The organism is Streptomyces sp. NPDC059009 (assembly GCF_042740175.1).
Taxonomy (GTDB): domain Bacteria; phylum Actinomycetota; class Actinomycetes; order Streptomycetales; family Streptomycetaceae; genus Streptomyces.
In genome coordinates, this window is the sequence record NZ_JBHYJB010000043.1 from 29,654 (window position 1) to 50,772 (window position 21,119).

Annotated in this window: 17 protein-coding genes; 7 read left to right on the forward strand and 10 right to left on the reverse strand. The window is 70.2% G+C overall.

Features of this window, described 5'->3' with window-relative positions; all coding sequences use genetic code 11:
• Window positions 1–48 precede the first annotated feature (48 nt).
• Window positions 49–1,473 (reverse strand): Nramp family divalent metal transporter, encoded by a 1,425-nt coding sequence (locus tag ACFWYM_RS34660; protein ID WP_384846368.1) that lies wholly within the window; start codon window positions 1,471–1,473, stop codon window positions 49–51.
• A gap of 188 nt (window positions 1,474–1,661) precedes the next feature.
• Between ACFWYM_RS34660 and ACFWYM_RS34665 the strand changes: the two genes are divergently transcribed.
• A complete protein-coding gene (locus tag ACFWYM_RS34665; RefSeq protein WP_384846369.1) occupies window positions 1,662–3,032 on the forward strand; it encodes a M14 family metallopeptidase in 1,371 nt (456 codons plus the stop codon).
• A 68-nt stretch (window positions 3,033–3,100) separates the two neighbouring features.
• Here ACFWYM_RS34665 and ACFWYM_RS34670 read toward each other — a convergent pair whose 3' ends face one another.
• The 5 genes from ACFWYM_RS34670 to ACFWYM_RS34690 all read right to left on the reverse strand — a co-directional run bounded on the left by ACFWYM_RS34670 (window position 3,101) and on the right by ACFWYM_RS34690 (window position 7,240).
• On the reverse strand, window positions 3,101–3,325 hold the full coding sequence (locus ACFWYM_RS34670) for a hypothetical protein (protein ID WP_384846371.1): 225 nt from the start codon (window positions 3,323–3,325) through the stop codon (window positions 3,101–3,103).
• Window positions 3,326–3,363: 38 nt separating this feature from the next.
• Window positions 3,364–4,848 carry a GntP family permease gene (locus tag ACFWYM_RS34675; RefSeq protein ID WP_384846373.1) on the reverse strand — a complete coding sequence of 495 codons (1,485 nt, stop codon included), beginning with the start codon at window positions 4,846–4,848 and terminating at the stop codon, window positions 3,364–3,366.
• Between the two features lie 174 nt (window positions 4,849–5,022).
• On the reverse strand, window positions 5,023–5,433 hold the full coding sequence (locus ACFWYM_RS34680) for a RidA family protein (RefSeq protein ID WP_384846375.1): 411 nt from the start codon (window positions 5,431–5,433) through the stop codon (window positions 5,023–5,025).
• Window positions 5,430–6,194, reverse strand: a complete 765-nt coding sequence (locus ACFWYM_RS34685; protein WP_384846377.1) for an IclR family transcriptional regulator — start codon at window positions 6,192–6,194, stop codon at window positions 5,430–5,432. Before ACFWYM_RS34685 ends, ACFWYM_RS34680 begins: the two co-directional genes overlap by 4 nt.
• Window positions 6,191–7,240, reverse strand: a complete 1,050-nt coding sequence (locus tag ACFWYM_RS34690; RefSeq protein WP_384846379.1) for a sugar kinase — start codon at window positions 7,238–7,240, stop codon at window positions 6,191–6,193. The genes ACFWYM_RS34685 and ACFWYM_RS34690 overlap by 4 nt, the downstream gene beginning before the upstream one ends.
• Before the next feature lie 130 nt (window positions 7,241–7,370).
• Between ACFWYM_RS34690 and ACFWYM_RS34695 the strand changes: the two genes are divergently transcribed.
• Complete coding sequence (locus ACFWYM_RS34695; RefSeq protein ID WP_384846381.1) at window positions 7,371–8,735, forward strand: amino acid deaminase; 1,365 nt, start codon at window positions 7,371–7,373, stop codon at window positions 8,733–8,735.
• A gap of 331 nt (window positions 8,736–9,066) precedes the next feature.
• Entirely contained in the window at window positions 9,067–10,704 is a 1,638-nt protein-coding gene (locus ACFWYM_RS34700; RefSeq protein ID WP_384846383.1) for an amidohydrolase family protein, read from the forward strand.
• A gap of 3 nt (window positions 10,705–10,707) precedes the next feature.
• Here the strand turns inward: ACFWYM_RS34700 and ACFWYM_RS34705 are convergent, their stop codons facing one another.
• Window positions 10,708–11,541, reverse strand: a complete 834-nt coding sequence (locus ACFWYM_RS34705) for a trypsin-like serine peptidase (protein ID WP_384846484.1) — start codon at window positions 11,539–11,541, stop codon at window positions 10,708–10,710.
• A gap of 166 nt (window positions 11,542–11,707) precedes the next feature.
• Complete coding sequence (locus tag ACFWYM_RS34710; protein ID WP_384846385.1) at window positions 11,708–12,607, reverse strand: serine protease; 900 nt, start codon at window positions 12,605–12,607, stop codon at window positions 11,708–11,710.
• Between the two features lie 213 nt (window positions 12,608–12,820).
• Here ACFWYM_RS34710 and ACFWYM_RS34715 point away from each other — a divergent pair, with 213 nt between their 5' ends.
• The gene (locus ACFWYM_RS34715) at window positions 12,821–14,032 is read left to right on the forward strand and encodes a pyridoxal phosphate-dependent aminotransferase (RefSeq protein ID WP_384846387.1); all 1,212 of its coding nucleotides are present in this window, start codon (window positions 12,821–12,823) and stop codon (window positions 14,030–14,032) included.
• 90 nt (window positions 14,033–14,122) lie between these two features.
• On the forward strand, window positions 14,123–14,536 hold the full coding sequence (locus ACFWYM_RS34720; RefSeq protein WP_384846389.1) for a hypothetical protein: 414 nt from the start codon (window positions 14,123–14,125) through the stop codon (window positions 14,534–14,536).
• A 126-nt stretch (window positions 14,537–14,662) separates the two neighbouring features.
• Here the strand turns inward: ACFWYM_RS34720 and ACFWYM_RS34725 are convergent, their stop codons facing one another.
• Together ACFWYM_RS34725 and ACFWYM_RS34730 are read right to left on the reverse strand one after the other, a co-directional pair.
• Window positions 14,663–16,372, reverse strand: coding sequence for an Ig-like domain repeat protein (locus ACFWYM_RS34725; protein WP_384846486.1), 1,710 nt, complete (start codon window positions 16,370–16,372; stop codon window positions 14,663–14,665).
• A 197-nt stretch (window positions 16,373–16,569) separates the two neighbouring features.
• The gene (locus tag ACFWYM_RS34730; RefSeq protein WP_384846391.1) at window positions 16,570–18,384 is read right to left on the reverse strand and encodes a phosphoenolpyruvate carboxykinase (GTP); all 1,815 of its coding nucleotides are present in this window, start codon (window positions 18,382–18,384) and stop codon (window positions 16,570–16,572) included.
• Between the two features lie 277 nt (window positions 18,385–18,661).
• Between ACFWYM_RS34730 and ACFWYM_RS34735 the strand changes: the two genes are divergently transcribed.
• Together ACFWYM_RS34735 and ACFWYM_RS34740 are read left to right on the forward strand one after the other, a co-directional pair.
• On the forward strand, window positions 18,662–19,390 hold the full coding sequence (locus ACFWYM_RS34735; RefSeq protein ID WP_384846393.1) for a hemolysin III family protein: 729 nt from the start codon (window positions 18,662–18,664) through the stop codon (window positions 19,388–19,390).
• Window positions 19,391–19,535: 145 nt separating this feature from the next.
• Window positions 19,536–21,119 carry an MFS transporter gene (locus ACFWYM_RS34740; RefSeq protein WP_384846395.1) on the forward strand — a complete coding sequence of 528 codons (1,584 nt, stop codon included), beginning with the start codon at window positions 19,536–19,538 and terminating at the stop codon, window positions 21,117–21,119.

The following is a 21,119-nucleotide window of genomic DNA, read 5'->3' on the forward strand; positions in this document are numbered from 1 at the left end:
GCGCTGCCGTGTGTCCCGAAAGCGTGTCCCCGAAAGCCGATCCCGCCCCTAGAAGAAGCTCCCCCAGTCCACATCCCTGATCTGCTGCACACACAGCACCAGGAACAGCAGTCCCGCAGCCGCCAGCATCCCGTTGCTCAGCCAGCCGTTGCGCCACTGCTTCGGCGTGCGTGAGGTGTTGAGCAGCCAGAGGAGGGTCAGGGCCAGGAAGGGCATGAAGGCCGCGCCCAGGACGCCGTAGATGATGACCAGGCGGAACGGCTGGTTCTGGAAGAGCAGGATCATCGGGGGGAAGGTCAGCCAGAGCAGGTATGCGCGGAAGGGGAGGGACTTCTCGCGCTTGCCCGCGGCCACTTCCGCGACCATCTCGTCCGGAGTGCCGAGGGCCACGTCGCCGCCGTCGCCCTCCCGCTTGCCCTCGCGCTTGCCCTTGCGCTCACGCTGGATCCGCTCCACGAAGTCCGCGAACATCAGGCTCACCCCGTGCCACACGCCCATCAGCGCGCCGAACGACGTGGCGAAGAAGCCGATGAGGAACAGGTTCGCCGTGGTCCCGCCGAAGCGGTCCTCCAGGACGTCGCCGAGCTGGACGAGGCCCTTGTCGCCGGTGGTGAGCGCGATGTTGGCGGAGTGCAGGAGTTCGGCGCCGATGATGAGCATCGCCACCACGAAGACGCCCGTCGTGATGTACGCGACGCGGTTGTCCAGGCGCATCACCTTGAGCCAGGTGATGTCGGTCCAGCCCTTGGAGTTCACCCAGTACCCGTACGCGGCCATGGTGATCGTGCCGCCGACGCCGCCGATCAGCCCCAGGGTGTAGAGGAGGGAGTCGTCCGGGAGGGAGGGGACGAGGCCCGCGAGCGCGTCGCCGAGGTCGGGGGCGACCCTGATCGCTACGTACACGACGATCAGGAACTTCATGCCGATGACGACGGTCATGGCCTTCTCGAAGACCGCATATCGGTTGAACCAGACGAAGGCCAGGCCGAGTACGCCGCAGATGATGGCCCATGTCTTGATCCCCGGGCCGCTCGGCCAGAGTGCGACCAGGGGCAGGGCGCTCGACGACATCGCCGTGGCGCCGTATACGAAGCCCCAGATCACCACGTATATCGCGAAGTAGACCGTCGTCCACTGGCCCAGACTGCGCCAGCCCTCGAAGAGGGTGCGGCCGGTGGCCAGGTGCCAGCGGCCGGTCGCCTCCGCGAGGGAGATCTTGACGAGACAGCCGATGATCGCGGCCCACAGCAGCGTGTAGCCGAACTTGCTGCCCGCGATCAGCGTCGCGACCAGGTCACCCGCCCCGACGCCGGTCGCGGCCACGACGATGCCCGGCCCGACGTACTTCCAACTCGCCTTGCGGAGCCGCACGGTGCCGGCGCCGGTGCCGGTGCCGCCCTCGCCCGTAGAGCTCGCAGCTCCCGTAGCGCCCGTGTCCCCCGTACCGATGTCGCCACCCGTGGAATCAGCCATGCGATCAAGAAAGCGCACTGACCGCTGGTGCACAAGAGGTAGGAGCATGGCCGATCCCCCATCTTGACCGGTCCATGCCACCCCATCATCCTGAGCGCCACCGCACCACGCACGTCGCACGGAGCCACCCCCCGCTCCACCCCCACACTCCACACCCAACTCCGCACCACGGAGAGCTTGGAGAACTGATGCGACTCCGCATACGCGGCAGACGGCGCACCACCACCCTCGCCGCCCTCATCGCCCTGGCCCTGGCCGCCCCGGTCACCGCCACCGTCGCGACCGCCTCGCCCCCGGACCGCACCGCGACACCGGCGTCCGGCGCCGATGCCGACACCGACGCCGACACTGCCAGTACGCAGACCCGGCAGTACGAGATCGCGGGGCCCTCGACTCCCGCCGCCCGCACGGTGATCGCCTCCACCGGCGTCTCCATCGACGAGTCCGACGCGCACTCCGTCGTCGTCTCGGCCAGCGCGGCCCAGGCCAGGAAGCTGCGCTCGCTCGGGTACCGGCTCACGGCGCTGCCCGCGCCCCCGGCCCGCACCGACGGCAAGCAGGTCGGGGCCAAGGACTTCCCGCCCGCCGACTCCAAGTACCACAACTACGCGGAGGCGACGGCCGAGATCAACCAGCGCATCCAGCAGTACCCGAACCTGATGTCCAAGCGCGTCATCGGCAAGTCGTACGAGGGCCGGGACATCATCGCGATCAAGATCAGCGACAACGTGGCCACCGACGAGAACGAGCCCGAGGTCCTCTTCACCCACCACCAGCACGCCCGTGAGCACCTGACGGTGGAGATGGCGCTGTATCTGATGCGCGAGCTCGGCGCGGGCTACTCGACCGACGCCCGGGTCAAGAAGATGCTCGACGAGCGCGAGATCTGGATCGTCCCGGACGTGAACCCGGACGGCGGCGAGTACGACATCGCGACCGGCCGCTACCGCAGCTGGCGGCTGAACCGGCAGCCCAACTCGGGCGGCGCCACCGGCACCGACCTGAACCGCAACTGGAACTACAAGTGGGGCTGCTGCGGCGGCAGTTCCGGCACCCCCGGGTCCGAGACCTACCGCGGCAAGGCGGGCGAGTCCGCCCCCGAGGTCAAGGTCGTCGCGGACTTCGTGCGCAGCCGGGTCGTCGGCGGCAAGCAGCAGATCAAGGCGGGCATCGACTTCCACACCTACAGCGAGCTCGTCCTGTGGCCCTACGGCTACACCTACAACGACACGGCCCCCGGCCTCACCCAGGACGACCGCGACGCGCACGCGGCGGTCGGAAAGAAGATGGCCGCGAGCAACGGCTACACGCCCGAGCAGTCCAGTGACCTGTACATCACGGACGGCACGATCGACGACTGGCTCTGGGGCAACCAGAAGATCTTCAGCTACACCTTCGAGATGTACCCGACGTCCTCGGGCGCCGGCGGCTTCTACCCGCCCGACGAGGTCATCGAGCGGGAGACCAGCCGGAACCGGGACGCGGTGCTCCAGCTCCTGGAGAACGCGGACTGCATGTACCGCTCGATCGGCAAGGAGCAGCAGTACTGCAAGAGTTGATGCCCACGCGGACACCCCCGGCCCTGTGACCGGGGGTGTCCTCTTTCAGACCGGCCGCACCGCGAATTTCAGACCGGCTGCACCGCGAACAGCTCCAAGTGCCCGCACATCCGGCACCGGTGCGCGTCTATCTGCCAGCGGTGCCGGCCCATCCGCTTCGCGCCGCCGAATATCCCGCGCTCCAGGGCGCCCTGGACCCAGCGCGCGTATCCGGTGGCGTTCTGTCCGGAGTCCTCCACGAAGCCCGGTTCGAGCTCCGCGGCGCCACAGTGCGTGCACTTCATCTCAGCCATCGCAGGAGTGTAACGAGCCACCGCCGTACGGAAAGTGGCTAGACGAACAGGCTGACCACGGCCGCGACCGCGAACCCGGCCACCGACAGCACCGACTCCAGCACCGTCCACGACTTCAGCGTGTCCCGCTCGGAGATGCCGAAGTACTTGGCGACCATCCAGAAGCCGCCGTCGTTGACGTGCGAGGCGAAGATCGAGCCCGCGGAGATCGCCATGATGACGAGGGCCACGAACGCCTGGGAGTAGTCGCCCTCGGCGAGGAGCGGGGCGACGATGCCCGCCGTCGTGACGATCGCGACCGTCGCGGAGCCCTGGGCGACGCGCAGGATCAGGGAGAGCAGGTAGGCCAGGACGATGACCGGCAGGCCCACGTCGTGGAAGGTGTCGGAGAGGGCCTTGGCCACGCCGCTCGCCTTCAGGACGGCGCCGAAGATGCCGCCCGCGCCGACCACCAGGAGGATGTTGCCGACCGGCTTGAGCGATGAAGTGGACACCGTTTCAAGGGACTTGCGGGACCAGCCGCGGCGGATGCCCAGCAAGTAGTAGGCCATGAGGAGGGCGATCGTCAGGGCCACGAAGGGGCTGCCGAAGAACTCGATGACCGAGCGGCCGGTCGACGGGTCGAAGGCGATCGAGGAGAACGTGGCCAGGAGGATGAGGACCAGGGGCGTGCCGATGATCGCGAAGACCGTGCCGAGGGGGACCGGCTTCTCCGTCGGCTCGACGCCCGCGGCCCGCTGTTCCGCCACGACCGCCGCCTTCGCCTCGTCCGCGGCCTCGACCATGTCCTGCGGGACGGGCACGAAGATGCGCTTGCCGATCCACGCGGAGAACACCCAGGCGGCGAGCACCGCGGGGATGCCGCAGACGATGCCCATGAGGATGACCCAGCCGAGGTCGACCTTGAGGAGGCCCGCCGCGGCCACCGGTCCGGGGTGCGGGGGCAGGAACGCGTGGGTCATGGACAGACCCGCGAGCAGCGGGAGGCAGTACAGGAGGATCGACTTGCCGCTGCGCTTGGCGGCCGCGTAGACGATCGGCGCGAGGACGAAGATGCCGACGTCGAAGAAGACGGGGATACCGAAGATCAGACCCGTCATGCCCATCGCGAGCGGGGCGCGCTTCTCGCCGAAGAGCCCGAGCAGGCGGGAGGCCAGCACCTCGGCGCCGCCGGAGACTTCGAGGATCGCGCCGAGCATCGTGCCGAGGCCGATGATGATCGCCACATGGCCGAGGATGCCGCCCATCCCGGACTCGATGACCGAGGTGACGTCGGACTTCTGGACCGTGCCGAAGAGCTCGGTGACGGAGAGACCGGCCGAGAGGCCGACGACTATGGAGACCGCGAGCAGCGCCACGAAGGGCTGCAGCCTGACCTTGATGATCAGGAAGAGCAGCAGGAGGATGCCGAGCGCGGCGACGGCCAGGAGACCTGCCGTGCCGTCGATGAGCGTGAGGATTCCGCCGGTGTGGACTGGCTCTGGTGGGGCGGGCGCGGCGGCGAGCGGGAGCAGCGGGGACATGTGGGACCTCGTAAGTGCATGGGGCTTTCGGGGCAGGGGGGATCGCGGCACGGCGCCAAAGGGGGTACCTCCCTGCTCGAGCGAAGCCGAGAGCTTGGGGGAGGGCGAGGCACCGTGCCGTGACGACGAACGGCTGGCTGGGGGTGGATGGTTGAGGACGCGTCAGCTGAGTGATCAGCTCAGGACGGCGAGCGCGTCGATCTCGATGAGCAGGCCCGCCGGGAGGCCGACGTAGACCGTCGTACGGGCGGAGGCGGGGGCCTTCAGGCCCTGCTCCTCGAAGTAGGAGTTGTAGATCTCGTTCATCTCGGCGAAGTGGTCCACGTCCGTGAGGTAGACGCGCATCATCATCACGTCGTCCCAGGTCGCACCGCCCTCTTCGAGGATCGCCTTGACGTTGGCGAAGGTCTGCAGGGTCTGCTCGCGCAGCGTCGGACCGGCGGGCGTGGGGGCCTTGCCCTCCTCGGCCGGGAGGAAGCCGACCTGTCCGGCGACCTGAAGGATGTTGCCCTTCTTCACGCCGTGGGAGAACTTCGCGGGCGGGGTGGTGTGGGTGGCGGGGGTGAGGGCGGTCTTCTCGCTCATGAGTGTTCTTCCTTCAGGGGTGACTTGCCGGAGTACTCCCGGCTGATGGCTTCCGCCGTGCGGCGCACCAGCGGGAGGAGGGTGAGGAGTTCCTCGGCCGTGACGACGACGTTCGGCGCGGACACCGACATGGCGGCGACGACGCGGCCGTCCGCACCGCGGATGGGGGCCCCGATGCAGTTGATGGACTCCTCGTGGCCACCGAGGTCGGTGGCCCAGCCCTGTTCGCGCACCTTGTCCAACTCCCGCAGAAAGGCAGCGGCGTTGGGTGTCGAACGGGACGTGTAGGTGGGGTAGTCGAGCTTCTCCGCGATGGCGCGGCGCTCGGCCTCGGGAAAGTCGGCGAGCAGCAGCTTCGCGACGGCGGCGACCGTGATGGCGACCGGCTTGCCGATGCGCGAGTACATCCGCACCGGGTAGCGGCTCTCCACCTTGTCGATGTAGAGGACCTCCTGCTCCTCGTAGACCGCGAGGTGGACCGTGTGGCCGCACTTCTCGTTCAGGGCGAGGAGGTGGGGGTGGGCGATCTCGCGCACGTCGAGGTTCTCGACGGCCTCCTGGGCGAGCGCGAACAGGCGCGCACCGAGGCGGTAGCGCTGGTCGGACTGGCGGAAGACCAGGCCGTGCTCGTGGAGGGTGCGCAGCAGGCGCAGGGCCGTGGACTTGTGCACGCCGAGCCGGTCGGCGACCTGGCCGAGGTCGGCGGGGCCCTCCGCGAGCAGCGGCAGGATGGACAGGGCGCGGTCGACGGTCTGACTCATGGCGTACGTACCTCCTGCGCGGCCTCGTGGTCGGCTGCCGTCCAGCCGGGGCCGAGGTGCAGTCTCTCCCAGGAGTCCGCGTCGAGGGCGGCGAGCCGGTCGGTGTGGTCGCGGGCGGGGGGCGTGGCGAGGTCGCCGGGGACGGTGAGGGCGGCGGCGGCCATCAGATGTCCGTGGCGCAGGCGCTGCGCGACGGGCAGGCCGCGCAGCGTCGCGGACAGGAATCCGGCGGCGAAGGCGTCCCCGGCGCCGACGGCGGCGACGACGTCGACGCGCGGCGCGGGCTCCTCGTACCGCGTGTCGTCGCCGTCGCCGTCTCCGTCGAAGGCGACGGCGCCCTCGGCTCCCCGCTTCACGACGAGGAGCCGCGGCTCGGGCAGGGCGGCGCGGACGGCGTCGGGCCCGCCGGTGACGCCCCAGGCGTCGGCGGCCTCGTCCTCGCCGACGAAGACGAGGTCGGCGCCGCGGGCCAGGTCGAGGAGGACCCTCTCGCCGCCGTCGGGCCACAGGCCCGGCCGGTGGTTCACGTCGAAGGAGAGGAGGGAGTCGCGTGCGGGGCGGGCGCACAGGTGGCGGACGAGGGCCAGGCAGTCCGCCGAGAGGGCGGGCGTGATGCCCGAGAGGTGGAGCGCGCGGCCCGACCAGAGCGCGGCGTCCGGGACCGACTCCGTGGACATCGCGGAGGCGGCGGATCCGGCGCGGTAGTAGGCGACCTCGTGTGCGTCGGTGGCGCGGTCCCCGGCGGTACGGAAGTAGATGCCGGTCGGCCGGTCCGGGTCCCGGCGCACGGCGGAGATGTCGACCCCGTACGCGGCGACGGCCTCGACGAGGTGGTCGCCGAAGCCGTCGGCGCCGACCCGGGAGACCCAGCGGGTGCGGTGTCCGGCGGCGGCCAGGACGCAGGCCACGTTGGACTCGGCGCCGCCGATGCCGCGCTCGAAGGAGGGCACGTCGGCGAGGCGGCCGGGACAGGAGGGCAGAAACGTGACCATGGACTCGCCTAGCGCGACGACGTCCACGTCGCCCAGTTCACCGTGTGCGGTCACGTCCGATTCCACTCCTCACCGGGCTTCCGGGTCCGTTGACCCGGCGTTGGCTCGGATGTTAGACAGCAGTAAGCGACATACGCAATGACCGTTGCACATTACGCAACGCACCTTTTCGAGGAGGCGCCGCATGGCCGCCGAGCACGCCGAGTCCGTCGATTCAGCAGCCGAAGCCGCGGGCACCGAGGCCGTCGAATCCGCAGCCGCCGAGGCCGTCGAATCCGCGGGCACCGAGGCCCTGTCCCGACTGTCCCGGGAGCGGATCGACCACCGCTTCAAGGCCCTCCCGCCGGACGCCGAGGGACTGACCGTCGGCGAGCTCGCCGCCCAGCGCCGCAACCTCTTCACGGGCGGCTTCACCACGCCCGTGCTCGCCCTCTCCGCCGAGCGCCTGGAGCACAACCTCGCGCTGATGGAGGAGTACGCGACCCGGCACGGCCTCGCCTTCGCCCCGCACGGCAAGACGTCGATGGCCCCCGAGCTCTTCGCCCGCCAGCTGGCGCACGGCGCGGTCGGCATCACGCTCGCGGTGCCCCACCAGGTGCGCGTGGCACGGTCGTTCGGCGTCCCCTTCGTCTTCCTCGCCAACGAACTCGTCGACGCGGCCGCCCTGCGCCGGCTCGCCGCCGAGCTCGACGCCGACCCCGGCTTCCGCTTCATCTGTTACGTGGACTCGGTGCGGGGCGTGGCCCTGATGGACGCCGCGCTGCGCGAGGCGGGCGCGCGCCGCCCCGTCGACGTCGTGGTCGAACTCGCCGCGGGCGACGGGGCCCGTACGGGCGTCCGCACGGAGGCGGAGTGCTTCGAGATCGCCGACGCCGTGGCGGCGGCGGACACGCTCCGCCTGGTGGGCGTCGCAGGTTACGAGGGCGAGGTCCCGGACGCGACCCCGGAGCGCGTGCACGCGTGGCTGCGCCGGCTCGTCGCCCTCCTGATGGAGTTCGACAAGGCGAACCGGTTCGCGGACCTGCGGGAGATCGTGGTCAGCGCGGGGGGCAGCGCCTGGTTCGACGCGGTGGCGGACGAGTTCGCGGAGATCCCCGAACTCTCGGCGCCCGTCCTGAAGTTGCTCCGCTCGGGCGCGTACGTGTCCCACGACGACGGCCACTACCGGCACCTGACGCCCTTCAACCGGGTGCCCCAAGAGGGCGCCCTGCAGCCGGCGTTGCGCCTCTGGGCCCAGGTCGTCTCGCGCCCGTCCCCGGAGCAGGCGTTCCTCAACGCGGGCAAGCGGGACGCGGCGTACGACCTGGACCTGCCGGAGGCGCAGGTCGTACGGCGGGACGGGGCGGAGCGCGCCGCGACGGGGGTGAGCGTGACGGGACTCTCCGACCAGCACGCCTGGCTGCGGACGACGCCGGAGGCGGACCTGGAGGTGGGCGACTGGGTCGGCCTCGGTCTCTCGCACCCGTGCACGGCGTTCGACAAGTGGAAGCTGATCCCCCTGGTCGAGTCGGACGGCACGGTCTCGGAGTACATCCGCACGTACTTCTGACCCTTGCGGTGGGGGGGGTGGGCACCCCTCTTGGTCCGTCTCCCCCTCCCGGGCGGGCCCCCTTCTCCGCCGCTCCGCGGCGGCCTCTCCCACCCACCCACCCGTTCACCGGCGACGCACGGGCAAGCCAGCCCTCGCCCGCTCACCCAACCCCCGCACACCTCCTGCCACGTCCCGCAGACGCCGACGGCGATCAGCCCCCGCCCAGGCCACCCGCACCCGACAACGGATCCGCACGGGTGGTGCGGGTGGGAATCCAATCCGGCCGCGGGCCGGATGCCCCCAACCGGCCCGCAGCAAGCGCAGAAACAAGCGCAGAAAGAGGCACCCCATGGACCCGGACCTGGTCATCCGAGACGCCCGCGTCATCGACGGCACCGGAGACGACTCCTACCGCGCCGACGTACTCGTCCACGAGGGCCGGATCACCCGGATCCACAGAGAAGGGGACCCGGGCCCCCGCCCCACGGCGGCCCGGACCCAGGACGCCCAGGGGCTCGCCCTCTCCCCCGGCTTCATCGACATGCACGCCCACAGCGACCTCGCCCTCCTCCGCGACCCGGACCACAGCGCGAAGGCCGCCCAGGGAGTGACCCTCGAAGTCCTCGGCCAGGACGGCGTCAGCTACGCCCCCACCGACGACCGCACCCTCTCCGAGGTCCGCAAGGCCATCACCGGCTGGAACGGCAACGGGGACGACATCGACTTCGACTGGCGCACCGTCGGGGGCTACCTGGACGCCCTCGACACCGCCCACGGCGGCCATGGCATCGCCGTCAACGCCGCCTACCTCATCCCCCAGGGCACCGTCCGCATGTACGCGATGGGCTGGGACGACCGTGAGGCGGCCCCCGAGGAGCTCGCCCGCATGAAGCAGCTCGTCGCCGAGGGCATGGAGCAGGGCGCCGTCGGGATGTCGTCCGGGCTCACGTACACCCCCGGCATGTACGCCAAGGACTCCGAACTCACCGAGCTCTGCCGGGTCGTCGCGGCCTACGACGGCTACTACTGCCCGCACCACCGCTCCTACGGCGCCGGCGCCCTGGAGGCGTACGAGGAGATGGTCGCCCTCACCCGCGAGGCCGGCTGCGCCCTGCACCTCGCCCACGCCACCATGAACTTCGGCGTGAACAAGGGGAAGGCCCCCGACCTGCTCGCCCTCCTCGACGAGGCACTCGCCGGCGGCGCCGACATCAGCCTGGACACCTACCCGTACACCCCGGGCTGCACAACTCTCGTGGCGATGCTGCCCAGTTGGGCGAGCGAGGGCGGCCCGGAGGCGATCCTGGACCGGCTCCGCGACGACGCGACCGCCGAGCGGATCCGCCACCACATGGAGGTCATCGGCGCCGACGGCTGCCACGGCGTGCCCATCGAGTGGGACACCATCGAGATCTCCGGCGTGAGCGACCCCGGGCTCGCCTCCTGCGTGGGCAAGACCCTCGCGCAGTCCGCCGCCATGCGCGGCGAGGAGCCCTGGGTCACCGCCCGCCGTCTGCTCATCAACGACCGGCTCGGCTCGACGATCCTCCAGCACGTCGGCCACGAGGAGAACGTCCGCGCCATCATGCGGCACCCGGTGCACACGGGCGGCAGCGACGGCATCCTCCAGGGCTTCAAGCCGCACCCGCGCGCGTACGGCACGTTCCCGCACTACCTCGGCCACTACGCGCGCGACCTGGGCGTCCTCTCCCTGGAGGAGACCGTCGCGCACCTCACCTCGCGCCCGGCCGCGCGCCTGCGCCTGCCGGACCGGGGCCTGGTCCGCGAGGGCTACCGGGCCGACCTGGTGCTCTTCGACCCGGAGACCGTCGCGGCGGGCTCCACCTTCGAGGCGCCGCGCACCCTGCCCACCGGCATCCCGCACGTCCTCGTCGACGGGAAGTTCGTCATCGAGGACGGGCGCAGGACGGACGTCCTGGCGGGCAGGTCGGTGCGCCGCACCCCCGGCGAGCAGCAGGTCAGGTGACCGTCACGGCTTGGGCAGCACGCAGCCGGGCCGCTTCAGGTCGATCACGCTCTTCGGGCCCACGCACGGCACGATGAGGTACGTCTCCTGGGCGTAGTTGATGCCCTTGCGCACCGTCACCTTGCCGTTCTCGTCCACCTCGCACGGGTTGTTGAGCGTGCAGCGCTCGCCGTCCTCGTTGCCCGTGTTGTTGACCGCCGTGACCTTGCCGGTCGTCCGGTCGATCACCGGGGAGCCGGAGGTGCCGCCGATGGTCTGGCAGGCGGAGGTGTAGCGGACCGAGTCCTTCCAGGTCCACTCGCCCTCCTTCATGCGGTAGACGAAGCCGTCGATGTCGCACGCGTACGTCTTCTTCCAGTAGCCGGAGACGACGGTGATGGGCCGCCCCTGCACCGGGTGCTTGCTCTCCAGCTCCAGGGCCTTGATCCCGTACTTCTTCTCGATCTGGCCGTAGGTGCTGGTGAGTTGGTAGAGCGAGATGTCGGTGTCCGTCATCGTCGCGTACGAGATCTTGCTCGCCTTGAGCGTGGCGACCTGGTTCGCGGCGCCGTTCAGGAGCTTGAAGGTGCGGGTCGAGGGCCGGTTGACGATGACCTCACCCGCGGTGGGGAAGCCGGTCTCCAGACAGTGCCCGTTCGACAGGACGAGCGCGGGATCGCCGGCCTGGGACTGCGGGGTGCGCACGACGGAGCCGGAGCAGTTGCTGAGCGCCACGGTCCCGGCGAAGTCGACGGCCTTGGGCTTGACGGGCTTGGCGTCGGCCGCGGCGGTGGGCGCGGCCATCCCCGTCCCGGCGAGGACAAGGGCGAAGACTCCGCCCGCGAACGCGTACTTCATGTTCTTCATCAAGTACCCCCCATACCTCGTGAGTTGGCATGCGCATTCTTGGGGGCGGGACACGGCGCGACAAGAGGGTGGGGGCACGCCCACGGCGCGCCCCCACCATTTTCAGACGTACGGCCTACGGACTATGACCGATGGCCCATGACCGATGGCCCATGACCTACGGCTTGGGCAGCGTGCAGCCCTCACGGCCGAGGTCGATCTTGTTGCCCGCCCCGATGCACGGCACGATGATGTACGTCTCCTGGGCGTAGTTGATGCCCTTGCGCACCGTCACCTTGCCGTTCTCGTCCACCTCGCACGGGTTGTTGTCCGTGCACTCCTGGCCGTCCTCGTTGCCCGTGTTGTTGACGGCCACGACCTTGCCGGTGGCGTCGTCGACGACCGGGGAGCCCGAGGTGCCGCCGATGGTCTGGCAGTCAGGGGTGTAGCGGACCGAGTCCTTCCAGGTCCACTGGCCCTCCTTGAGGTTGTAGACGAAGCCGTCGACGCTGCACTTGTACATCTTCTTCCAGTAGCCGGAGACGACGGTGATCGCCTTCCCCTGCTCCGGGTGCGCGGCGTTGAGCTCGAGGGCCTTGATGCCGTACTTGCTCTCGATGTCGGCGTAGGTGCTGGTGAGTTGGTACAGCGACACGTCGGTGTCGGTCATGGTGGCGTACGCGACCTTGCTCGCCTTGACCGTCCCGGCGTCGCCGCCGCTGGAGTCGAGCAGCGTGAAGGAGCGCGAGGAGGGCTGGTCGACGACGACCTCGCCGGGGCCGGGGAAGCCGGACTCCAGGCAGTGGCCGTTCGACATGACGAGCGCGGGGTCCTCGGGCTTGGAGTCGGGCACGCGGACGACGGAGCCGGAACAGTTGCTGAGCGCCACGGTCCCGGCGAAGTCGACGGCCTTGGCCTTGGGCTTCTTCTGCTGGGGCTTCTGCTGCTGCTTCTGCTGGGCCGTGTGCTGCTTCGCGGGCGCCGGTGCGTCGCTCTGACCGGCGGCGGTCGCGGGGGCCGCCATCGCTCCTCCTATGAGGAGGACGGCAAAGGCGGCACCGGCGAGAGGCTTCTTCATGTGGGGGGTCCCCTCTGATGGCTATGTGGCCGAAGTTTCTTCGGTTTTGTCATGCGCATTCTTGGGGCAGTGTGGTGTGAGGGCAAGAGGCCCTGAAATCTCGACAGTTGAGACGGCCGTCGTCACTGTGGCGCTCCCCCCTTCAACTGCACGGTCCCCGAAGTGGCCGAGAACACGAGACGGCCCGCGTTACCCGGCCGTAAGCTCGCTGACATGCAGGTCATCCAGTCAACGAAGCTCGCCAACGTCTGCTACGAGATCCGGGGCCCCGTACTCGAAGAGGCCATGCGGCTCGAGGCGGCCGGCCATCGCATCCTGAAGCTGAACACCGGCAACCCCGCCGCCTTCGGCTTCGAGTGCCCGCCGGAGATCCTGGAGGACATCCTCCGCAACGTCGGCAGCGCGCACGGCTACGGCGACGCGAAGGGCCTGCTCGCCGCCCGGCGCGCCGTCGTCATGAACTACCAGACGCAGGGCGTGGAGACCGACGTCGAGCACGTCTACATCGGCAACGGCGTCTCCGAGCTGATCGTGATGGCGATGCAGGGCCTCCTCGACGACGGCGATGAGGTCCTCGTCCCGGCGCCCGACTACCCCCTGTGGACGGCCGCCGTCTCCCTCTCCGGCGGCACCGCCGTGCACTACCGCTGCGACGAGCAGTCCGACTGGATGCCCGACCTGATCGACGTGGAGCGGAAGGTCACCGACCGCACCAAGGCGATCGTGATCATCAACCCGAACAACCCGACGGGCGCCGTCTACAGCGACGAGATGCTGCGCGGCCTCACCGACATCGCCCGCCGCCACAACCTGCTGGTCTGCTCGGACGAGATCTACGACAAGATCCTCTACGACGGCGCGACGCACACCCCGACGGCGGCGATCGCCCCCGACCTGCTCACCCTCACCTTCAACGGCATGTCGAAGGCGTACCGGGTCGCGGGCTACCGGGTGGGCTGGCTGGCCATCTCGGGCCCGAAGGCGCACGCGTCCTCGTACATCGAGGGGCTCACCATCCTGGCCAATATGCGCCTGTGCGCGAACATGCCGGGCCAGCACGGGGTGGTCGCCGCCCTGAGCGGCCGCCAGACCATCAACGAGCTGGTCCTGCCGGGCGGCCGCCTGCTCGAACAGCGCGACACGGCGTACGAGCTGCTGACCCGGATACCGGGCGTGACCTGCGTGAAGCCGAAGGGGGCGATGTACCTCTTCCCCCGGCTCGACCCGAAGGTCTTCAAGATCAAGGATGACCGCCAGATGGTCCTTGACCTGCTCAGGGCCGAAAAGATCATGGTGGTGAACGGCACGGGGTTCAACTGGCCGGAGCCGGATCACTTCCGCGTGGTGACGCTCCCGTCGGCGCGGGACCTCACGGATGCGGTGACGCGGATCGGCAAGTTCCTCGACGGCTACGGCCAGCCATAACGCCCTGCGTACGCGACCATCTCCGGACCGGACTCAACTTTAGACAGAATCTAAGCTAGGATGTCTCCACGACAGCTTGGAGGCCATCCCATGTACGAGCCGATCCGCACCAAGTCGGTCCACTCGATGGCCGACACGTCCGCGAACTTCCCGCACCGCTCCCGCGAGGAGGAGCTGGACATCCAGCTCGCCGGACACCTCGCCGCGCTGCTCGCCGTCACCGACGAGCTCCGCGCCCTGGCACCCGAGGCCGAACTGGACGCCGCCGCGGAGGAGTTGGCGTCCCAGGTGGCCCGCCTGCGCGGGGGCCTGCCGCCGGTCCGCTCCGCCGTGGTGACCGCGATCCACGAACCGCACCTCACATCCCTGCACCAGCGCGCCCACGCCCTCGCGGGCCGCGCCCTGGTCGTGGCCGCGTCCCGCGCCGACACGAGGGCGGCGATCCTGGCTGCCCAGCGCATGGAGTCCCACGCCGCCGCGAGCCACCTGGTGGGCGCCCCCTAAGACGGCCTCGGGCCGCGCGTACCCGCAGTCACGCGGCCCGGGTGCCCTACGTGACGAGGGCCCCGCACGCTTCTGTGCGGGGCCCTCGTCACGTACAAGAAGGCGCCACGTCGCCTACGAGAGGGACTAACCGGTGACCTTCACCGTCGCCTTCGCCGACGAACCCGCGTGCAGCGCGTCGCCCTCGTAGCTCACCTCGTACACCGTCCTGCCCCGCTTGCCCGGCAGGTCCCTGAGCTTGAACGTGCCGTCGGCCGCGACCTGCGCCGCCGTCAGCTCGCCCGTCGTGCCGGAGCGGTCCGTGCGGGTCACCTTCAGGGCGATCCCGGACGGCAGCGCGCGGCCCTGGCCGGTCAGCCTGCCGGTGATCTCGACGCCGCCCTTGCGGGTCGCCTCGGCGGGTGCCGTCAGCTCGATCGCCGTCGGGGCCTTCGCCACGTCCACGGTGAGCGTGACGTCCTCGGCCGGGCGGTGCGTGACATCGCCGAGGAACCGCAGCGTGTACGTGGCCGCGCCGACGCGGTCCGGCACGTCGAGGACGGTGAAGCTGCCGTCGGCCGCGACCTTGGCGGCCGCCACCTCCTGCGTGCCGTCGGCGTCCTTGCGCACCACGGCGACCTTCACCGGCTCCGCGGGCGCGGGCCCGGACAGCTCCAACGTGCCCCGGATACCGAGGGGTTCACCGACGACGGGCTGCGACGGCGAGGTGCTCAGGGCGCCCGTGAAGCGGGAGTCGTACTGCGCGGCGGGCGGCTTGATGACGTGCAGCCAGTAGCCGCCGCTGCCCGCGGTCACCGCGAAGAGCCGCGAGCCGTCCTCGGCCCAGCCGAGCCCCTGCGGCACCACCCGCGCACCGTCGAGCTCGCTCTCGAAGGCGAACTCCAGCGGCGTCGTGCCGTCCGCCGGGTCGGCCGGCTGGATCAGCAGATCGGGCGTGCTGCCGGAGGCGGCGGCGCCCCGCGCCACGTACTTCCCGTCGCCGCTGAACGCCACCGCCGAGGACTTCGCGCCCTCGGGCAGGGGCTGGTAGCCGGCCGGGGCGTCCGACAGGTCGGCGGCGTCGAGCAGCCGCGTCCCGTACGCCGCGTCGGCCAGGGCGATCCGCTTGCCGTCGGCGCTCTGGGCGATGTCCTTCAGGTCGAGCGCCCCCTTGCCCTCGGCGTCCGCGAACCGCCGCTGGGGGCCCCGCACGAGGGTCCCGCCGCTCGCGTCGAACGTGGTGAGGAACGGGTTCGCCGTGTCCCCCGCGCCCGACTGCCCCATCACGAGCCGGTCCGGCGCCTCGGACCCCGCCGCCAGCTTCAGCCGCCCCTGGGCGCTCCAGCCGGTCCCGACCGGGTAGGGGTCGCCGACCTGGTTGAGCGACGTGCTGTTGTCGGCCCGGTCGCAGTACGGCTCGTAGTACGGCGTCTCCGTGAACCACGTCTTGCCGCCCGCCACCGCCAGCTCACGGCCGCACGTGACGTCGTACGACGTGAACGCGGCGCCGCTCCTGGCCTGCGTCGCCGTGTCGAAGCTCAGGATCCGGTCGGACTGCGACACCTGCAGCGTCGCGCCGTCCGCGCTGAGCGCCATCCCGGAGACCGCCTTGTCGGTGGGGAGCGAACCCGCCTTCTGGCCCTGGAAGTTGTAGACCAGGACCTGGCTCGAACCGCTGCTCTTGCCGCCGTCGGTGAGGTAGACGCGCTCGTGCGCGGAGTCCACCACCATCGCCCCGAACGACCCGACGGGCAGCTTCGCCACCTCGTCCGACGCGGTGGCCGCGTACGCGGCGGGCGTCCCGACGGCGGCCAGACCGGCCGACCCCAGGACCACCGCGAGCGCGGCGCCCGTCACCCGTCTCAACCGCTGAGAGTTCTTCAACTCGGCCCCCCACAGGCTCAGTTGGAGGCACGCATCGAACAGCGGCCCCCCGTGTGGGGTCATTGAAACATGTGAGCGTGTTGTGAAGGCAAGGTGTTCGGGATGTGTCCGAACGTGTCGTGGGCCCCGCACAGAACAGTGCGGGGCCCACGACACGTACGCGGAAGGGGCTAGCCCAGTCGCTTCACCAGCGCCCGGTACTCGTCCCACAGCTCCTTCGGCGTGTGGTCGCCGAAGGTGTTGAGGTGCTCGGGGACCAGCGCGGCCTCCTCGCGCCAGACCTCCTTGTCGACCGTGAGCAGGAACTCCAGGTCGGCGTCGGCCAGTTGGAGGCCGTTCGTGTCCAGCGAGTCGACCGTCGGCAGGATGCCGATGGGCGTCTCGACGCCCTCCGCGCGGCCGTCGAGGCGGTCGACGATCCACTTCAGGACGCGGGAGTTCTCACCGAAGCCGGGCCACACGAACTTGCCGTCGGCGTTCTTCCGGAACCAGTTCACGTAGTAGATCTTCGGCAGCTTCGCCTGGTCCTTGTCGGCACCGACCTTCACCCAGTGCGCCATGTAGTCGCCCATGTTGTAGCCGCAGAACGGCAGCATGGCGAAGGGGTCGCGGCGCAGCTCGCCGACCTTGCCCTCGGCGGCGGCGGTCTTCTCGGAGGCGACGTTGGCGCCCAGGAAGACCCCGTGGTTCCAGTCGAAGGACTCGGTCACCAGCGGCACCGCCGAGGCGCGGCGGCCGCCGAAGAGGATCGCCGAGATCGGCACGCCCTTCGGGTCCTCCCACTCGGGCGCGATGATCGGGCACTGCGAGGCCGGGACGGTGAAGCGCGCGTTCGGGTGGGCGGCGGGGGTGGCGGACTCCGGCGTCCAGTCGTTCCCCTTCCAGTCCGTCAGATGGGCCGGAGTCTCCTCCGTCATGCCCTCCCACCAGATGTCGTTGTCGTCGGTGAGCGCGACGTTCGTGAAGACCGAGTTGCCCCAGAGGGTCTTCATCGCGTTGGCGTTGGTGTGCTCGCCGGTGCCCGGCGCGACGCCGAAGAAGCCCGCCTCCGGGTTGATCGCGTAGAGCTGCCCGTCCTCGCCGAACCGCATCCAGGCGATGTCGTCGCCGATCGTCTCGACCGTCCAGCCGGAGATCGTGGGCTCCAGCATGGCGAGGTTGGTCTTGCCGCACGCGGACGGGAAGGCCGCGGCCACGTACTTGGACTCGCCCTGCGGCGGGGTGAGCTTGAGGATCAGCATGTGCTCGGCGAGCCAGCCCTCGTCCCGCGCCATGACGGAGGCGATGCGCAGCGCGTAGCACTTCTTGCCGAGCAGCGCGTTGCCGCCGTACCCGGAGCCGTACGACCAGATCTCGCGGGACTCCGGGAAGTGCGAGATGTACTTGGTGCTGTTGCACGGCCAGGCGACATCAGCCTGCCCCGGCTCCAGCGGAGCGCCCAGCGTGTGCACGGCCTTCACGAAGAAGCCGTCGGAGCCGAGCTCGTCCAGGACCGGCCGGCCCATGCGGGTCATGGTGCGCATGGAGACGGCGACGTAGGCGGAGTCGGTGATCTCGACGCCGATCGCGGACAGCGGCGAGCCGAGCGGCCCCATGCAGAACGGCACGACGTACATCGTCCGGCCGCGCATCGAGCCGCGGAAGATGCCCTTCTCCCCCGCGAAAACCTCCCGCATCTCGGCCGGGGCCTTCCAGTGGTTGGTCGGTCCCGCGTCCTCCTCCTTCTCGGAGCAGATGAAGGTGCGGTCCTCGACGCGCGCGACATCGGTCGGGTCGGAGGCCGCGTAGTAGGAGTTGGGGCGCTTGATCGAGTCGAGCTTCTTGAAGGTGCCCTTGGCGACGAGCTCCTCTGCCAGGCGCTCGTACTCGGCCTCGGACCCGTCGCACCAGACCACGCTGTCCGGCTGGGTCAGTTCGGCGATCTCGTTCACCCAGGAGATGAGGCCCTGGTGGTTGGTGGGGGGAGCCGCGATGTCGCGCGCCACGATTGCTCCTAAAGCGAGGGGTTTTGTTTGTTGTGCCCCTTGGGGGCCACGGTCCGGACGCATTCACGTACTCGATCATTGGCGCTCATCCGGTACCGACCACACTCATTTGATCATCCGACGGTACCGCGCATATGTCCAGAGGGCCTCACACCTGAGCAAAGTGACCATCACCACTCGCTACCTTGGGATGCCCACGTGAGGCTCGCCACTTGTAGGCTCTGCGTTCACGGCAGCCTGATGTGTAACTTACGGTTCCGTAGGTACGATGCCGCATATGACCGCTCCCGTCCCCGACGCGATCACGAACTCCCCGGCCACGGGCCCCGGTTCGACAGCGCTCCCCCTTCCGCATCCGGCGAAGCCGCTTCCGGTGAAGCCGATGATGCGCGGCTGGCTGCACGCCGGCATGTTCCCGGCGGTGCTCGTCTCCGGCCTGGTGCTCACCGCACTCGCGGACTCCACCCGGGGCCGCATCGCCTGCGGCATCTTCGCCCTGACGGCCTGCCTGCTCTTCGGCGTCAGCGCCCTCTACCACCGGGGCAACTGGAGCCCCCGGATGGACGGCGTCCTCCGCAGACTCGACCACTCCAACATCTTCCTGATCATCGCGGGGACGTACACGCCCCTGACGATGCTGCTGCTCCCCGAGGCCAAGGGGCAGTGGCTGCTCTGGGGCGTCTGGGGCGCGGCCGTGGCCGGGATCGCCTTCCGCGTCTTCTGGGTCGGCGCGCCCCGCTGGCTCTACACGCCGTGCTACATCGCGATGGGCTGGGCGGCGGTCTTCTTCCTGCCGGACTTCATGCGCGCGGGCGGCATCGCCGTCCTCGTCCTGGTGATCGTCGGCGGCCTCCTCTACAGCGTGGGCGGCGTGATCTACGGCATCAAGCGCCCCAACCCCTCCCCCCGCTTCTTCGGCTTCCACGAGGTCTTCCACTCGCTGACCCTCGCGGCCTTCGCCGTCCACTACGTGGGCATCTCACTGGTGGCCTACCAGCACGCCTGACGCCTCCCCCTTCTTCCCCCCCTCTCCATACGCCCCTTCGGTGGCCGTGGCTCCTCGGAGCCGCGGCCACTTTTCGTGTGCCCGAGACACCCGAGGGGGATCGCCTCATTGACAGTCGCCATCTTTTGAGAGCTACTCTCATTTCATGGCTACTGTCACTCAGGCTGCCGAGGCGCAGCAGAACCCCCGTCGCTGGTGGGCGCTGGGCGCCCTGGTCGCGAGCATGCTGGTGCTCGGCTTCGACATGACGATCCTGAACGTGGCGCTGCCGACGATGGCCGAGCAGCTCGGCGCCGACACCGGTCAGCAGCAGTGGATGGCCGACGCGTACGTCGTCGTCTTCGCCGCCCTGATGCTCCCGGCCGGGATGCTCGGCGACCGCTTCGGGCGGCGCCGGATGCTCATCGTGGGGCTCGGCGTCTTCCTCGCCGGCTCGCTCGTCGGTGCCCTCGCCGGGGACGTGGCGCCCGTCATCGTGGCCCGCGCCGTGATGGGCGTCGGCGGCGCCCTGGTGATGCCGCTCGCGATGTCCGTGCTGCCCTCGCTGTTCGCGCCCGCCGAGCGCGCCAGGGCCATCGGCGCGGTCACGGCCTCGTCAGCGCTCGGCATCCCGCTCGGGCCGATCGTCGGCGGCTGGCTCCTCGACCACTTCTGGTGGGGCTCGATCTTCCTGATCAACATCCCGATGGTGGCCATCGGCATCGCCGCCTGCCTCTTCCTGCTGCCCGAGACCCACGACCCGTCCTCGCCCAGGGTCGACCCGCTCTCCACGGCGCTCACCGCCGGCGGGCTCGGCGCCCTCGTCTACGCGGTCATCGAGGCCCCGCACCGCGGCTGGGGCGACCCGCTGTGCCTCGCGCTGTTCGGCGCCTCGGCGGTGCTGGTGGCTCTTCTGGTCGTACGGGAGCGGGGGCGCGTGCGGCCGTTGCTGGACCTGGCGCTGCTCGCCCGGCGCGGCTTCCTGCTCAACACCCTCGCCGCGACGCTCGGGATGTTCGTGCTCTCCGGCCTGATGTTCATGCTGCCGCAGTATCTGCAGGCCGTGCTGGGCTACGACGCGTTCGGCACCGGGGTGCGGCTGCTGCCGATGATGGGCGGGCTGCTCGTCGCGGCGAAGGGCGCGCCGCCGCTGGTCGCGAAATTCGGCTCGCGCGGGGTGATCAGCGCGGGCCTCGTCACGCTGTCCTTCGCCTCGTTCCTCGGCGCCCGCACCACCGTCGATTCCGGCTACGGCTTCGCCGCGCTCTGGCTGGCCATCACCGGGCTCGGCTTCGGCTTCGCGATGGTGCCGCCCATGACCGCGGCCATCAACGCGCTGCCCGCCGACCGCGCGGGCTCCGGCTCGGGCCTGCTCCTCACGGTGCGCCAGGTCGGCAGCGCCCTCGGCATCGCGCTGCTCGGCTCGCTCCTGGCGAGCGCGTACAGCGACCGGCTCGACGTGGCCGGGCTCCCGGAACAGGCCGCCGACGCGGCCGGGGACTCGGTGGTCGGCGCGCACCTCGTCGCCGGGCGGTTGGGAAACGACGCGCTCGCGGCGTCCGCCGACTCCGCGTACATCCACGGCATGACCGTCGCGCTGGTGGTCATCGGCGTCGCCGCACTGGTCACGGCGCTGCTCGCGGCGGCCCTGCTGCCGAAGGACGAGGCCGGGGAGCAGGACACCGCCGCCGCTGCGGGCGACGGGCCGGACCCGGCCGCCGACGTGGCCGCGGCCCGGCTGGATGCCTGA